This is a genomic window from Vibrio profundi, assembly GCF_043642225.1.
Classification (GTDB): domain Bacteria; phylum Pseudomonadota; class Gammaproteobacteria; order Enterobacterales; family Vibrionaceae; genus Vibrio; species Vibrio profundi_A.
Genome location: NZ_JBHZSF010000001.1, coordinates 383,125 through 397,653 on the forward strand (window position 1 = coordinate 383,125; position 14,529 = coordinate 397,653).

Sequence of the window (14,529 nt, forward strand, 5' to 3'; positions counted from 1 at the left end):
TTTTTGTCTACAACACATGACACATATCAAATTCGCATAATAGAAATGGAATTCATCACACAATGTATGGCATTATTTGTGTATAAAAATAAGACTGCTGATATAAAAATCACTAAGTGTGATATTTGCTTTCATTGATTTATCTTACCCAAAAGAACGATTGCCCCGACTAGCGATCCTGTCTTTGTCAATCAATGAGTCGGCATATCTAAAACTAGGTCTGCTCTTGTCTTATCGCATAATTTACTTGTTGTAGGGTAATGTCGCTTCATTACCAGGAAGGTATGAATGAACATGGATGGTTTCTCTGAATTAACAGAGATCTATAGCGGCTACCAAAGCCGAATATATAAAGGCATCAGGAACAGCGATCAAACCTTGGTCGCTCTGAAAGTGCCATCTAGTGAGTTTCCAGAGCCGTTGCAACTATCAACGCTCAAGCGTGAATTTCAAGTACTCAAAGCCATAGAAGGGATAGGGATCCCAAGCTCACTAGAACATATTGAACTCAAGAACTCAGCCGTCCTTGTCCGAGAATGGGTGGAAGGCGTCTCACTTCGAGATTATCAAACAAGTCATAAGCTTTCGCTCGCGGAAGGGCTGACAATTGCAACTCAAATAGCGCAGCGACTGAGCACCGTCCACCAGCAGAATTTTTGCCATCGAGACATTTCTCCAAGCAACATTATTCTTAACCCCAAGACTGGTGACATATCATTGCTCGACTTCGGCTCATCCCTTGAGTTTCCAGATAAAGCCATAAGCATCCTTAAACCAAAATTTATCGAAGGCTCTCGACCGTACATGTCGCCAGAGCAAACCGGAAGAATGAACCGAGGGTTGGATTATAGAACCGACTTCTATTCTCTCGGCGTATTGTTTTACGAGCTGTTCACCGGCCAACTTCCTTTTTCGACAAAAGACACCAATGAGCTTATTTATAGTCATATCGCTCTAGAACCAGCGCTACCGCATCAACTCGCGCCAACTCTACCAAGCGCGATATCTAGCATCATTATGAAATTGATGAGCAAGTCACCTGATGCCAGATACCGAAGCGCGGAAGGCATCGTTGCTGATCTTAAAAAATGCATATTGAGCCATGAACAAAACGGTACTATTCCTAATTTTGATATTGGCGCTAACGATCTGAAAGATCGCCTGTGCATTCCGGATACTCTCTACGGGCGGGATCGTGAAGTCGAGACGCTCATTAAATCTTTTGATCAAACAAGCAACAGACATGGCCAGTTCGTGTTTGTGGCGGGACACTCAGGGATTGGTAAGACGTCCCTCATTCGTGAGCTATACAAGCCACTCACGGCAAAAGGCGGGTATATTGCCAGCGGAAAATACGACCAAGTTCTCCGTCATCAGCCGTACTCTGCAATTCTACAGGCCATTTCTGGGTTTATTCGACAAATCATCTCAGAAAGCCAAGAAAGCATCGACTTCTGGAAACGCAATATCCTCAATAGTGTTGGGGCAAACGGACAAGTTCTGATCGATGTGCTACCTGAACTAGAAACCCTAATAGGTAAGCAACCGGAAGTTGAACCACTTCTTACGGAATCCGCGTCGACGCGTTTTAGCACGACCTTCTACAATTTTGTTTCTTCATTAGGACACGCTGGTAAGCCATTGGTCCTGTTTATTGATGACCTACAATGGATCGATCCGCCAAGTTTGACCCTCTTAGAAGCGATGGCGCCGACGTTAAGTCAATCCACTTTGATGGTGGTTGCCGCTTATCGAGATAACGAAGTTACCGGTAATCACCCTTTGATGATTACGATGCCTACCTTAGTAGAATCCTGTGAAAACCTTGTTTCAATAAAACTACAAGAGCTGACACCTGCGGCATCTTTAGCGCTTTTAAAAGACACAGTTCAGCTATCTGAACGTGATTATCATGAGTTCAACGAACTTTTACATGAAAAGTCAGGCGGAAATCCTCAGGTATACAAAACCATACTCGCCACCTTATACGCTCAAGAAGATTTATACTTTAACTACACGTCTAAGCAGTGGCATTGGAACAGGCATGCCGTCAACCTAATGCCTCGCGCGGAAACGTCAGTGGCCATGCTGCAAGCAAACATGCTTAAGCTGGCTGAAAGCACCCTAGAGTTATTAAAGTATGCGGGGTGTATTGGTAATACATTTAGCCTAAACCTCCTCGCTGGCTTATCTGGTGAGAACCGGGCCCAAGTGGCTAACCTTCTAGTTCCTGCGGTATCTCAAGGCTACATTCAGCCTCTTGATGATAATTTTGAGTTACTCACCGTTGATAGCTCAGAGCAGCTGCCTGACATTACTTTCCAGTTCGTGCATGACCGTGTTCAACAGGCCGCGTACTGCCTACTTTCCGAGGATAATTTTAAACAGTTACATTGGAATATTGGTCAGCACAAGCTTGCTAAGCAACCACTCACAACAAGTGATAGCGAATTGTTCGACATCGTCGAGCACTTAAATCAAGGCAGAGAAAACGCCGACCATTCTGACAATAAGGTACTGGCCGAGCTAAACCTAAAGGCCAGTAAAAAAGCCAAGTTGTCTGCGGCATACAGCGTCGCCCACTCATGTCTGATGTTCGCCAAAGAAGCATTACTTAATGCCGAAGAGAGTATCGATTCAGAGCTCTTTATCGCCGTAGATTTGGAGTTGGCCCAAGCTTACTATTTGGTTGCCAAATTCGATGAAGCAGAAAGCCTCTATAATGAGTTGCGAAATCGGTTAACAGACGATACCGACAAGCTAACGCTGTTTAACCTTCAAGCTAAGCAATACCATCATCAGGGCAAATACCAGCAGTCGGTAGAGTGTGAATATGAAGCCCTTCGTCTGTTAGGCATTCACTTGCCAGATGATGATGAGTCACTGTTAGAATTGTTTACACAAGAGAGAGCCAAGATAGAGTCATTGCTAGCCGATACTGATATCGAAAGCTTGCTCTATCAAGATGACATCGACGAAGTCAACTTTAGCCTCACTCATGAACTTCTATTTGATGCCTTCACCGATGGCTATTTACTTGGTCGCGGCCCATTGCTTGCGGCCGTCGCAGCAATTAGCGCGAGAATTTCACTTGAGCAAGGGCATTGTTCGATTGCCTCCGCTGGCTACATTAATTACGCGACCGTATTATGTTCAAGCGGTGAATACCAAACGGGCCATACGCTCGGTCAACTCGCCATTCGCTTGGCTGACAAATATCAAAATCCTGCGTTTAAAAATTATTCCTATCATGTTTTTTCATTAGGGATCAATCACTGGCTCGAGCCTCTTAAAAGCAGTCATTACTATTGGCATGAGGCGTCAAAGTTGTCTTTGGAATCAGGCTCCCCTTATGCGGGTTGGGTATTCCTACAGCTTCCTCATGTACTTCTTGCCTCGCAGGTCCACTTAGATCGAGTAGAAGAGCAATCACAAGCTAGCCTAGATTACCTGGCGTCTAATCACCTAACCGATATCGTCCAGCTACTTAAGCTCATTGTGCTGCAACCACTGAAACATTTAAAAGGTGAAACCGATAGTTTCTCATCTTTAGACGACGGCTCATTTTCAACTTCAACATTAATTGCAGATTACCAAGAAGCACCCTTCTTCTTAGGGCATATCGCCTACTCAGAACTAAGAGCCTCTTTGCTGGCTAGGAATATTCTTCCAATTGAAACCCTGAAAGAATGGCTGCCTGTCATTGAAAGTACGGTTCAAGCGCAAATCATCCAAGTCGACAGTTGCCTGTATACTGGCTTACATTTAGCCGCCGCCTGCACTGAGCTTAATGAATCAGAACGCGCACCTTACATACAGTGGCTTCAAGAACTAATCACGCAGTTCGAAACTTGGTCAGCACTGTGTTCGAACAACTTTGAGCACAAGCGGTTAATGCTACAAGCCGAGTACCTAAGGCTGAATCAAGACGTGCTAGGGGCTTTCGAATGCTATGAACTGGCTAGAGAGTCAGCGCTATCGGCGCACTTCTTAATGGATGCCGCATTAGCAGATGAACTTGCGGGGATGTTTTGGAAAGAACAAGGAAAATCTTACCACGCCCAAGTGTACTTAAAGCGCTCTCTCGATGGCTACGAGCAGTGGGGAGCAAAAGGTAAAGTACAATGGCTGAAACAGCGATATCCAGAACTAGAAGCGCCACACGTACTGGACTCTACGTCCATGCGAACAACCATCGAGTCAACTCTTGGGACTGAAGACTTCTCTTCAATCCTCGATATGGGGTCGGTAGTTAAAGCTTCTCAAGCTGTATCTCAGCATATGAACATGGAGAAACTCACCGCTGTATTGCTTAATTTAGCGGTAGAGAATGCAGGAGCAACTCGAGGTCTTTTGCTTCAAAATATCGACAATGTTTTCCATATTACGCAAGAAATAGATCCAAACTCAGCTTCAAGTGAGGGGCTGGAAGACCTGCCTATTCCTTACACTAACACCAATGAGTTATCTCACGCTGTGGTGCGGTATGTGATCAACACTGAACAACCGTTAGTTTACGCAAAAGACAACGACAGTAATCAGTTTGAACATTGCGCTTACCTTGCTAATCACGCGAACATTTCCGTGCTTTGTGTACCCATTGTTCGCCAATCAAAAGTCTTTGGCGTTTTGTATTTAGAAAACTCCCACCTCACTGATGCGTTTCAGTCAGATCGAGTTCAAACACTGAATATTATCGCAGCTCAAGCCGCTATCTCCCTTGAAAATGCTCGTATGTTCCGAGATTTAGAGTTGATGAACGACAACTTGGAAGAGCTCGTTAAACAACGGACTAAAAAGCTCTACGAAACCAATGAGCAACTGACAGATAAAAATGAAGAACTCTACATTTTGTCAACGACAGATCAGCTAACTGGACTTTACAACCGTCGATACGTTGAAGAGCAAATCCAGCGTGCTCTTATGGCCACAAACGGCGCACAACACCATTCTTTACTCATGCTCGACATCGACCATTTTAAGTCAATCAATGACTCATTTGGCCATGATGTAGGGGATGAAGTGCTCGTCAATGTCGCCTCTTCCATCAAAAATGCCATTGGCTACACAAGTACTCCAGGCCGCTGGGGGGGAGAAGAATTTATTATTCTCTGCCAAAGCAACGTTGACGAAGCCGTCAGCAGTGCCAATAGCATCGTCAATAAGATCGCTCAGCAGAATAATTCACCCGCCAATACGATAACCGTCAGTATTGGCGTCACCCCAATTTTAAGCGGAGATTCCATCGATACCGTTCTCAAACGTGTCGACCAAGCTCTGTATCACGCCAAGCATAATGGTCGAAACCAAGTCGTCACCAAAATACAGTAGAAACTAAGGATAGTAATGCAGGGTACGCACCACAAAAATAACAACCGAACCACAAAGAAAGCCCTTCTGATTGTCACAAGCCACACCAAGCTCGATGGTACTGGCGAGAAAACAGGTTTCTGGTTTAACGAACTCGCCACCCCGTTTTGGGGCTTTTATGATGCAGGCTATGAAGTCACTATCGCGTCTATTCAAGGTGGATGTGCACATGCCGATCCATTAAGCGCTCGAGGAGAGTTCGTCACCCCTTCCGTCACTCGTTTCATGGCATCTAAATTTGCTATGAATCAACTAGAACGTACTCCCTCAGTAAAAGATATCAGCACACTTCAATACGACACGCTGTTTCTTTGTGGGGGGCACGGTACGCTTTGGGACTTTAGGCAAAGTCAAGCGCTCGCTCAACTTGTCAGTGAATTTTATGCCGACCAAAAACTCATTGGTTCGGTATGCCATGGACCAACCGGATTGCTGTCTGCCCAGAAACCAGATGGCTCGCCTCTCGTAAGTGATTTAAAGCTCACGGCTTTCTCTGATGCAGAGGAAAAGCTGACACCCCACCAATATATAGAAGCGCTGCCGTATCACCTTGAAGACGCTTTAGTCAGTGCAGGGGCCAATTACCAATGTGAGCAGCCAAACGCACAGTTTGTCGTAACAGAAACGGGATTGATCACTGGTCAAAACCCCGCGTCCGTCGATTTAGTCACGAAAACGATCATCGATAAGCTTGATAAAAAGAAAGTCTGGGTTGATACCGATATCTCAATAGGCACTGCATCGGAATCTGGAGAGCCGTGCGATGTCGATGATGCCTATGCATTAATAAGCCTGTTTAATTCAAGCAATGTAAAAGTGGAAGGCGTTAGCGCAACCTACGGCAACACAGATGTAGAAACAGCGTACAAACTGGCTAAAATCGTCTCTCACCGCTTCGGCCCAGTCGCTCTGCCTGTAGTAAAAGGCGCGTCCTGCGATCTCGACATGAACAATATCGTTGAGAATGCCGCGGTCAAAGCCCTAGCCGATAAATTACGAAAACAATCCATGACGATTGTGGCCTTAGGCCCCGCGACCACTGTCGCGTCACTCATTTTGTTGTATCCAGAGCTTGCTTCCAGAATCGACCAAGTCATTTTAGTCGCAGGGCGCAGCAGTGAAAAACAACACTTCATCGTTGGCCCAAAACAAAACACGCCTTTTCGCGATCTCAACTTTGATTTAGACCCAGATGCATTCAGGGTGCTATTGGAAAGTAGCGTCCCTGTCGCTTTGACTCCTTTTGAACTCGCAAACCAAGTTTGGCTAACCGACAAAGACATGGCGACACTCGCTGACAATGACGATGTAGGCGCTTATCTTAAACAGCATTCTCAACCTTGGTTGACTATGTGGGAAGATAAGTTTGGCACGCAAGGCTTTAACCCATTCGACACCCTAGCGGCAGGTTTCGCAGCCAACCCGAACCATTTTCAGTGGCAAGAGCTGCCAATTGAAATCCGAATAGCTCCAGACGATACAAAAGCTGGACAATACAACTTGGGTAATAGCTACAAGCCATATTTGGTGGCCTCACCAGACTGTACCAGCTCAAACTCTGTGCTTTACTGCACCGGCGTGTGTGAAGAGTTTGCGCAGAAGATGGTCTCAAATATTGTAACCCCGAACGATCCATCAAAGTTCATCTATGCTGTTTCTCACTTGAATATCATCGTTGATGATGTCGAGAAGGCCACGGCTTTTTATCAAAGAACACTAGGATTCGAGCAAGCTTATGATGAATCTGGTGAGATCATGGACTATCCACGATTAACCTTAGCTTCATTCGCAAAAGATGCAGGGTTTGAGAACGGGAAAGTGGATGTCGACATCCGATTCTTGCATCACCCGAACGCTGGGCTATACCTAGAGCTCATGCGCTACTATGACCCGGTGGGCGACCAAAACATTACCATCAAAAACACCAATGATATGGGTGGGGTGCGACACACAGCATTGGAAGTCAGCAATATCATGGAAGCATTTAACTACCTCAAAGATCAACCGGGGGTAGAACTTGTGCGTTATCCGGGTGAAGGGGCGCAAGATGAGGTCGCTGGACCACCTATGGTGCTTTCTCCGTTCCCGATGTCGTTCTTCTATTGGCGTGATCAATATGGCGTTCAATGGGAAATGGAATGCGGCAGGAAAAAAGGATACCTAAGAGGCATCTAGCCCTTCCACCATTTCAAAAGAAGGTTATAGGTGAATACCTATAACCTTCACCATGACTACAAAGGCCAAATCCCGCTATGCTTTTCAAAAAACAATACCTCGCATTTTTCTTTGCGCTTCCCGTCGCTCTAATGCCTATGAAATCAGCCGCTTCTGATGTCTATAGCATTCAGCTTTTCTTTGGTTTATCGATACCCGATGGGGAAAAAATAACACTTCAAGAATGGGATCATTTTGTTACCAATAACATCGCTAAGCGATTTGACGGTTTTAACATTGTCGACTCTGAAGGATATTGGAAAGGAAAACCAGAGCGCTCTAAAATTGTCACTATCATTGCCAAATCCGAAGAAGTCAGCAAAGCGGAATCCATTGCTCACGACTACGCGACGATGTACCACCAAGACTCTGTCATGTTGGTTAAGAAACCTATCAATAAATGGGAATTTGTCCCGAGCGACTAAGCTCTGCTCCACCTAAGCGATCCTGTTCCTCTTGCCTAAGGTTTATAAAAACTAAGATCCCACAACTCTCCCCACTTTAAAGTGGGGAAAATAAATAAAAAGTGTAGACTCAAGTATTGCCCCTCGTGCTGATAAAGGTTTTTCATGCATAACATCAACAATCAAAGTTTGCTCTCATCCTTGACGCTTGATCCAGACAATGGAATCGCGGTTTTCAATCCAGCCACTGGCGATTTAATTGGTTATGCTCCAGTGTCGAACCCCAATCAAATCACGACTGGTATCGAGAAGGCGCATTGTGCTCAGAAATCATGGGCGGCACTACCAGCGAAATCGCGCGCTACGACTTTGCATCGCTGGTATGAACTACTCATCGAAAATAAAGACGATTTAGCACGGCTCATGACCCTTGAACAAGGAAAGCCACTGGCAGAAGCAAAAGGCGAAGTGCTGTATGGCGCGAGCTTCATTGAGTGGTTTGCTGAAGAGGCGAAGCGTGTTTACGGAGAGACCATCCCCGCCCCTTCGACAGACAAACGCATTGTCACCATCAAACAGCCTGTAGGCGTCGCATGCGCCATTACTCCATGGAATTTTCCAATTGCCATGATCACGCGTAAAGCAGCGCCTGCATTAGCCGCAGGCTGTAGCTTTATCGTGAAACCTGCAGAATTGACCCCGTTATCCGCCTTCGCAGTGGTAGAGCTCGCTTATCAAGCAGGCGTGCCTAGCGACCTATTGCAAGTCGTCGTCGGTAAAGACCCAATTGAAGTCGGTCAGATATTTACCTCTCACCCACTTATCAGAAAATTATCCTTTACTGGCTCGACTCGAGTCGGTCGACTACTCATGAGCCAAAGTGCACACGACGTGAAAAGAACGTCTATGGAGCTAGGTGGCAACGCCCCTTTCATTGTTTTCGACGATGCCGACATTGAAGCTGCGGTTCAAGGCGCGATCGCCTCTAAATTCAGAAATGCAGGGCAAACCTGTGTCTGTGCTAATCGCTTCTACGTGCATAGCCGTGTGTATGACGAATTCGTCAATAAATTTGATGCGGCAGTTCAAGCACTGACGTTAGGTAATGGGTTAGATGAAGGTGTTACTGTTGGGCCGGTAATCAGTGAAACCGCGAAAGACAATATCTTAGGGTTAATTGAGCGAGCAGTGGAACAAGGAGCGATCCCTACCACCCCAATCCAAAAATTGGACGGATTATTTGTCCAGCCCACGGTTCTAAAGCATGCCACTCATGAGATGGATGTTGTCCAACAAGAGATTTTCGGCCCTGTTGCTCCAATTATCTGCTTCGAAAACGACGACGAACTCATACAAATGGCTAATGACACCATTTACGGTTTGGCCGCCTATTTTTATAGCCAAAACATCTATCGCGTTTGGAAAGTCGCAGAAGCGCTCGAATACGGAATGGTAGGCATTAATGAAGGTATTATCTCAACAGAAGCAGCGCCATTCGGTGGCGTAAAACAATCTGGTATTGGCCGTGAGGGAGCCAAACAAGGTATCGATGAATACCTAAATATAAAATATTTATGCTTCGGTGGTCACTAATGTCTAGGCTGCCTAACAAGTCGTGTCTGTCAGTACATTGAGGCGACCGCTATGACTCACTTTTCACCTAATCAGTGGCATGAAATCAACCAAGGGTTTATTTACTGGTCTCCAAACTTTATCGAAGAGCCTAACGCTGACGCTTTGTATCACGAGCTGCTAGAAAGCGTTGACTGGCAAAGCGACGACATCACTCTATTTGGAAAAACAATGCCCATACCTCGCCTGCAAGCTTGGTATGGGGAAAAAGCCTATCAATACTCCAATCTAGTCATGAAGCCGAAACCTTGGCTACCCACATTGTTCTCACTCAAAGAGCAATGTGAACAAATCGCCGACACCAAGTTTAATTCTGTTTTAACTAACTTGTATCGAGATGGAAACGACTCAAATGGTTGGCATAGCGACAATGAACCAGAACTCGGCTTAAACCCAGTGATTGCGTCTTTGAGTTTTGGAGAAGCTCGCACATTTCATTTAAAACATCGAGTCACCAAAGGAAAACTCACCTTTGAGCTAACATCAGGGAGCTTGTTGATTATGGCTGGCGAGTTACAACAGCATTGGCTTCATACTGTGCCAAAAACCAAACGTCCTAAGTCACCTCGAATCAACTTAACTTACCGCACTATTATCGACTAACCACTTGCCGAGGTAGGTAAAGTGATATCGCCAGTCGTTTGTAGTGTTCTAAAGCTCACCTGAACGAAAAAAGGAGCGAATACGCTCCTTTTTTATGTTCTTACCAAATCTCTTCGAGAAGTTGATTTCTCAGGGTATTCGCTTCAGCGATTTGCTCTGTAGACATATAACGTTTCACGTCTTCAATTTCTTTTGCCGCATCAGGGTCACCGTATTCTTCTGCCACCTCAAACCAAGCTAACGCCTTAGTGAAATCACTCCAAGTTCCATGGCCATTTCTAAAAGAATAGCCCACCATGTATTGACCGTAAGAATCACCTCGGTTGGCTGCTTCAGTAAAGTACGGAAGAGACTTTTTGTAATCCGTCTTTTTGAGTCCACAGGATTTGTTATACTTCGGATAATAATAAATATCGCCCATTTTCGAGTAAGATCGAGCATGCTCGCCAGTTTCGATCGCTTTAGTAAACCACTTAATCGCGGTTTCACAGTTCACTTTTACTCCCTCACCATTGAGGTAGGAGATTCCGGTGTTGTACATGCCACTAGGGTCGCCCAATTCTGCGGTTTTCTCTAACCAGTACAGTGCCTTAGTCAAGTCCTGCTTTACTCCAAGGCCATCATTATAAGAAAAGCCCAACTGGTACATAGCATCAGAGTAGCCGCCTTCCGCTGCCTCTCTGTAATACTCATTCCCTTTCTTATAATCGACTTCGGTGCCTTCACCGTCAAAGTACATGACCCCGAGGCTGTACAAGATATATGGGTCTTTACTGGATTCCGCTTTATGATACCAAGCAAGCGCTTTCTCATAATCATCTTCACCATAATAGTGATCAGCCACGACGGTCAGTGCTTCTAGGTTTCCTGTCTCTGCCACCTCTTGATAATACTTCAGTCCATGATCGACGTTTTCTTGAAACATAGAATCATGCATCAACAAGCTAGCGGCTTCCATTAATACAGCCGGATCTTTACTCGTTTCCGCCGCCTTTATAATTGCTAGTTCTTCACCTTCAAACACTTCCATACTCAAGTCATAAGCAATGGCATTGCTCGAAAGTAATATCGCCGATGAAGCCAATAAACTGCTACTGAATTTTCGCATCCCTTTTCCACCTAACCGCCTATATTTAAAAGTGAAAGTGACGATATCAATGTGAAAAACTATTCACCTAATACACAATAATAAAATAGAGATCTTGTTAAGGCTTTATCGGAATTTTCAAAGTAAGAAGCAACTCCAGATCACAGATTTGGCCCTAAATCATTCTCAAAAATGATGATTCGATGATTTATTACACAACCATTTTGAGCCGCATCGCGATTATTTATCTCGAAATTCACATTTACCGGGGTGGTATAGGGCAGCTCAGAAAGCGCTTTCTGAATGAGCCAAGTATGCCTTAACTAAAGGTCAGCGCGGGAGTCGATAAACATCTAAAGCTGGTATTACTTGTTGTTCAGGGGAATTGACAAGGCTCCCAAGGGAGCCTTTTATACAACTAGGAACTAACTTAGAAAAAGCGCCGTGTGTGATTTGGCTATGTAGCCGATCATCACAAATATCACACAAGTCACCGACACATAAACCGAGCGTACTTTAGGCGACAATTTTGGTTTAAATGCCAGCATAGCAAAAACAACATAAGCGACAAGTAACGCTAGTTTTTCTGTTAACCATGCGTCCGCAAATGGATATTGGCTGATGGTAAAACATAAGGCTAACGCAGAAGCCAACATAGCCAATGTAATCACTTTGTGAATCATAAAGGCTGGCTTACTCTCTAATAATCTAGAGCCTTTGTATCCCCAAATCGTTCTGAGTAAAAAGCTTAAAAAACTCAAAAAAATCAGCCCTAAATGGGCTTTAAGAAGCAATATGTACATAGTTATCCTTAACTTTATGCGGTAGTTGATAAGCAATAACGCTAACGAATCCCTGAACGACAAGACATGATGTAAATCAAATGTTACCAATAAGTAGTGTTATTACTCTAATTTAATCTTAGAAAAATGACTCTCGTCACTCGCTTACTTTTACGTAAGCTTTAACAATTCTCTCTTATCTTCACGATTAACAACCCGATTAGTTGAATACCGCACACTCTGGTTAAATCCACCTCGCAGAAAAGCTTGTTCTTTCCATTGTTTTATTCAAGGTGTGTAAATGTTTGCAATTGACGATCTAGTGATTGCCACTAAAGGTGTAGATTTGGGTCAAATGGTTGTTACTGGTATCAGTGCTGGTGGTTCATACGTGCATGTGAAAGCGGGTGACATAACATTGACTTACCCAGCAAAAGACTTAAACAAAGCTTAAGTCTTTCTCAAACGAAAAAAGCCCGATGGAATTCCATTGGGCTTTTTTACATTCCGATGAGATAACGATGAAACTTTCATGTAAGTGCAATATCTTAGTAGTAACCTGCCTCAAAATAATACTAATGATAAATCGTGAATTCTATGAATCTAACCCTTGTTCAGCCTCAGGCAACGCATAAGAGGAGAATTGGTCTTGCACATTCTCTTCATTTAACAAAGGCCAAGGTAATTATGAACGACTAAGCCGCAATACCTTGTTCACGAATACTCTTCACATTCAGGTTCATTAAATGGCGTAGGCCATAGCGAAACAGTACTTTCTTGATTCCCGATAAGTTACTGCCATATTCCTTATAGAAGCTATCAGGTTGCTCGTAAACCCCATAATCATCTGCAATGCCGTCACTTTGAATGTAAGTATCCTGCCCGTTCCAATCAATTTGCGGCTTCTTCAAGCATTTGGTCGCAATACCGTAGCCAGAAAACGCTTCATTGTTGCCTGAAAAACGAGCCTGTACCTGCTTAAGGTATGACTTATCAATGATATAGCCTTCTAAGTTTACCCAAGCTTCGTTGACATACACTTCGACCCAGCTGTGAATAATACGCTCAGGCGCAATCATGAACAGATAATTAGGGATCGCTCCACGCTGCAATTCGTTATAAATCGTAAAGCCGTGGAAACGTGTCGCCACTCCGACCGCTCTTAAAAGCGCCATTAGCAATGTGCCTTTGGTATTACACTGACCATAGCCATCTTGTAGAACTTGGCTCGCGGTTAAGCGATCATCGGCGTTGTAACCGAATTGGATATCATCACGAACAAAAGTGTAAATTGCGCCAACCGCATCGTACGGTGAAAGTGTGTCCCAGCCTTTGGCCGTCACTAGTTGTTGGATACTTGGATGTTCAAAATCCAGCATAGGTGTTGTGCTAAGAAATTCGTTTAATTGAGTCGTCATGGGCGTGCTCCTTTCCGTTGATGTAAAGAGAATACCGCCCAGCTATCGAGATAAATTGAATAAACTGGCTAACATTACCAACTAAACTTTTCCGAAATTAATGTGGCCTAAAAATAGCGTTGGCTTGGCGTATCGTCATGCCGAAAGTCTTACGAAAAGTCCGGCTCAAATGAGCACTGTCGGAAAAGCCAGCCATATACGCCGCTTCCGTTGCTGACATACCGGAAAAGATGGCTTTGACCGCACACAGCATTCGACACCACAGTAAATAAGGCCGCCACGGCACACCAAGTTGCTCACTAAAAAAATGTAGAAAACGGCTTTCTGATAGAGCCAAACGTTCTGCCACGTCCGCCGCTCGCCACTGATTCGGTTTGATGCACGTTCCACCTAAACACTGCTGCAACTCAGCTAATAACCTTTGAATACGCTTATCTTGCACTTGGCTTTGATTGACCAGTTCGAACTGCTGGACAATGCCCATGGTGTTGAGAAGCGGAGCAAGTAATTGAGAATGCTCTTCGCCACACTCCATCGATGGAGAAGAGAAAAGCGGTATATCAAGCGCCATAAAAGTCTGTTCAGACAAGTGATGTTCAAGTTCACCACCAAGAACGCTTGTCGGCTCAACCAATAAGATCCAACCTTGTTCCATGTTCAGCTGATGCTCAATATTAGAGCCAATGATCAAAGGCGCGTTGATCCGTTCTCCATCCAAAATACATTGCGTTCCTTGCAAGGGCCACGCGAGTTGAATGGCGTGGTGCCTATGGGCATCGGCATCAATGGAAGCCCCATAAATAATCACTAACCCCGGTTTAATCCATACCTTAGATTGCATTTCATCCCTTAAATTTACTCGCCACGACTCATTCACGCTACGGCCCATACTCCATTTATTGTAATCGAAGTCATACTTGGCCTAAATGTTGTCGTTTTTATTCAATACCCTTGCCCCGCCTTTCCCTATTATTGCTCCAACAACGCGGCAGTGGGCTTTCCATATTCGCATCGTTTAT

General features: G+C 44.6%; 10 protein-coding genes. 6 read left to right on the plus strand and 4 right to left on the minus strand.

Translation table 11 applies throughout. The features are described 5' to 3' along the window. The first annotated feature begins 288 nt into the window (after window positions 1-288). The 5 genes from ACHUFI_RS01815 to ACHUFI_RS01835 all read left to right on the plus strand — a co-directional run bounded on the left by ACHUFI_RS01815 (window position 289) and on the right by ACHUFI_RS01835 (window position 10,223). Window positions 289-5,331 carry a diguanylate cyclase gene (locus ACHUFI_RS01815; RefSeq protein ID WP_394246490.1) on the plus strand — a complete coding sequence of 1,681 codons (5,043 nt, stop codon included), beginning with the start codon at window positions 289-291 and terminating at the stop codon, window positions 5,329-5,331. 15 nt (window positions 5,332-5,346) lie between these two features. Next, window positions 5,347-7,545 (plus strand): nucleoside hydrolase, encoded by a 2,199-nt coding sequence (locus tag ACHUFI_RS01820; protein WP_394246491.1) that lies wholly within the window; start codon window positions 5,347-5,349, stop codon window positions 7,543-7,545. A gap of 77 nt (window positions 7,546-7,622) precedes the next feature. Further along, the gene (locus tag ACHUFI_RS01825) at window positions 7,623-8,009 is read left to right on the plus strand and encodes a DUF3574 domain-containing protein (RefSeq protein ID WP_394246493.1); all 387 of its coding nucleotides are present in this window, start codon (window positions 7,623-7,625) and stop codon (window positions 8,007-8,009) included. A 144-nt stretch (window positions 8,010-8,153) separates the two neighbouring features. Continuing rightward, window positions 8,154-9,581: an NAD-dependent succinate-semialdehyde dehydrogenase gene (locus ACHUFI_RS01830; protein ID WP_394246494.1), complete on the plus strand. Its 1,428-nt coding sequence runs from the start codon at window positions 8,154-8,156 to the stop codon at window positions 9,579-9,581. 51 nt (window positions 9,582-9,632) lie between these two features. Beyond that, window positions 9,633-10,223 (plus strand): alpha-ketoglutarate-dependent dioxygenase AlkB family protein, encoded by a 591-nt coding sequence (locus ACHUFI_RS01835; protein WP_394246495.1) that lies wholly within the window; start codon window positions 9,633-9,635, stop codon window positions 10,221-10,223. A 100-nt stretch (window positions 10,224-10,323) separates the two neighbouring features. Here ACHUFI_RS01835 and ACHUFI_RS01840 read toward each other — a convergent pair whose 3' ends face one another. Continuing rightward, the gene (locus tag ACHUFI_RS01840; protein WP_394246497.1) at window positions 10,324-11,331 is read right to left on the minus strand and encodes a tetratricopeptide repeat protein; all 1,008 of its coding nucleotides are present in this window, start codon (window positions 11,329-11,331) and stop codon (window positions 10,324-10,326) included. Between the two features lie 404 nt (window positions 11,332-11,735). Then, window positions 11,736-12,113: a SirB2 family protein gene (locus ACHUFI_RS01845; RefSeq protein ID WP_394246499.1), complete on the minus strand. Its 378-nt coding sequence runs from the start codon at window positions 12,111-12,113 to the stop codon at window positions 11,736-11,738. Window positions 12,114-12,393: 280 nt separating this feature from the next. On the opposite strand from ACHUFI_RS01845, the gene ACHUFI_RS01850 reads away from it, so the two are divergent. Continuing rightward, entirely contained in the window at window positions 12,394-12,546 is a 153-nt protein-coding gene (locus ACHUFI_RS01850) for a hypothetical protein (RefSeq protein WP_394246501.1), read from the plus strand. 241 nt (window positions 12,547-12,787) lie between these two features. Here ACHUFI_RS01850 and ACHUFI_RS01855 read toward each other — a convergent pair whose 3' ends face one another. Beyond that, a complete protein-coding gene (locus ACHUFI_RS01855) occupies window positions 12,788-13,510 on the minus strand; it encodes a transglutaminase-like domain-containing protein (protein WP_394246502.1) in 723 nt (240 codons plus the stop codon). 97 nt (window positions 13,511-13,607) lie between these two features. After that, a complete protein-coding gene (locus ACHUFI_RS01860) occupies window positions 13,608-14,351 on the minus strand; it encodes a helix-turn-helix transcriptional regulator (protein ID WP_394246503.1) in 744 nt (247 codons plus the stop codon). Window positions 14,352-14,529 lie beyond the last annotated feature (178 nt).

Excerpts from the sequence above, each read along its gene's own strand:
- ACHUFI_RS01815 (WP_394246490.1), top strand. The coding sequence starts at position 289 with ATGAACATGGATGGTTTCTCTGAATTAACAGAGATCTATAGCGGCTAC.
- ACHUFI_RS01820 (WP_394246491.1), top strand. The coding sequence starts at position 5,347 with ATGCAGGGTACGCACCACAAAAATAACAACCGAACCACAAAGAAAGCC.
- ACHUFI_RS01825 (WP_394246493.1), top strand. The coding sequence starts at position 7,623 with ATGCTTTTCAAAAAACAATACCTCGCATTTTTCTTTGCGCTTCCCGTC.
- ACHUFI_RS01830 (WP_394246494.1), top strand. The coding sequence starts at position 8,154 with ATGCATAACATCAACAATCAAAGTTTGCTCTCATCCTTGACGCTTGAT.
- ACHUFI_RS01835 (WP_394246495.1), top strand. The coding sequence starts at position 9,633 with ATGACTCACTTTTCACCTAATCAGTGGCATGAAATCAACCAAGGGTTT.
- ACHUFI_RS01840 (WP_394246497.1), bottom strand. The coding sequence starts at position 11,331 with ATGCGAAAATTCAGTAGCAGTTTATTGGCTTCATCGGCGATATTACTT.
- ACHUFI_RS01845 (WP_394246499.1), bottom strand. The coding sequence starts at position 12,113 with ATGTACATATTGCTTCTTAAAGCCCATTTAGGGCTGATTTTTTTGAGT.
- ACHUFI_RS01850 (WP_394246501.1), top strand. The coding sequence starts at position 12,394 with ATGTTTGCAATTGACGATCTAGTGATTGCCACTAAAGGTGTAGATTTG.
- ACHUFI_RS01855 (WP_394246502.1), bottom strand. The coding sequence starts at position 13,510 with ATGACGACTCAATTAAACGAATTTCTTAGCACAACACCTATGCTGGAT.
- ACHUFI_RS01860 (WP_394246503.1), bottom strand. The coding sequence starts at position 14,351 with ATGCAATCTAAGGTATGGATTAAACCGGGGTTAGTGATTATTTATGGG.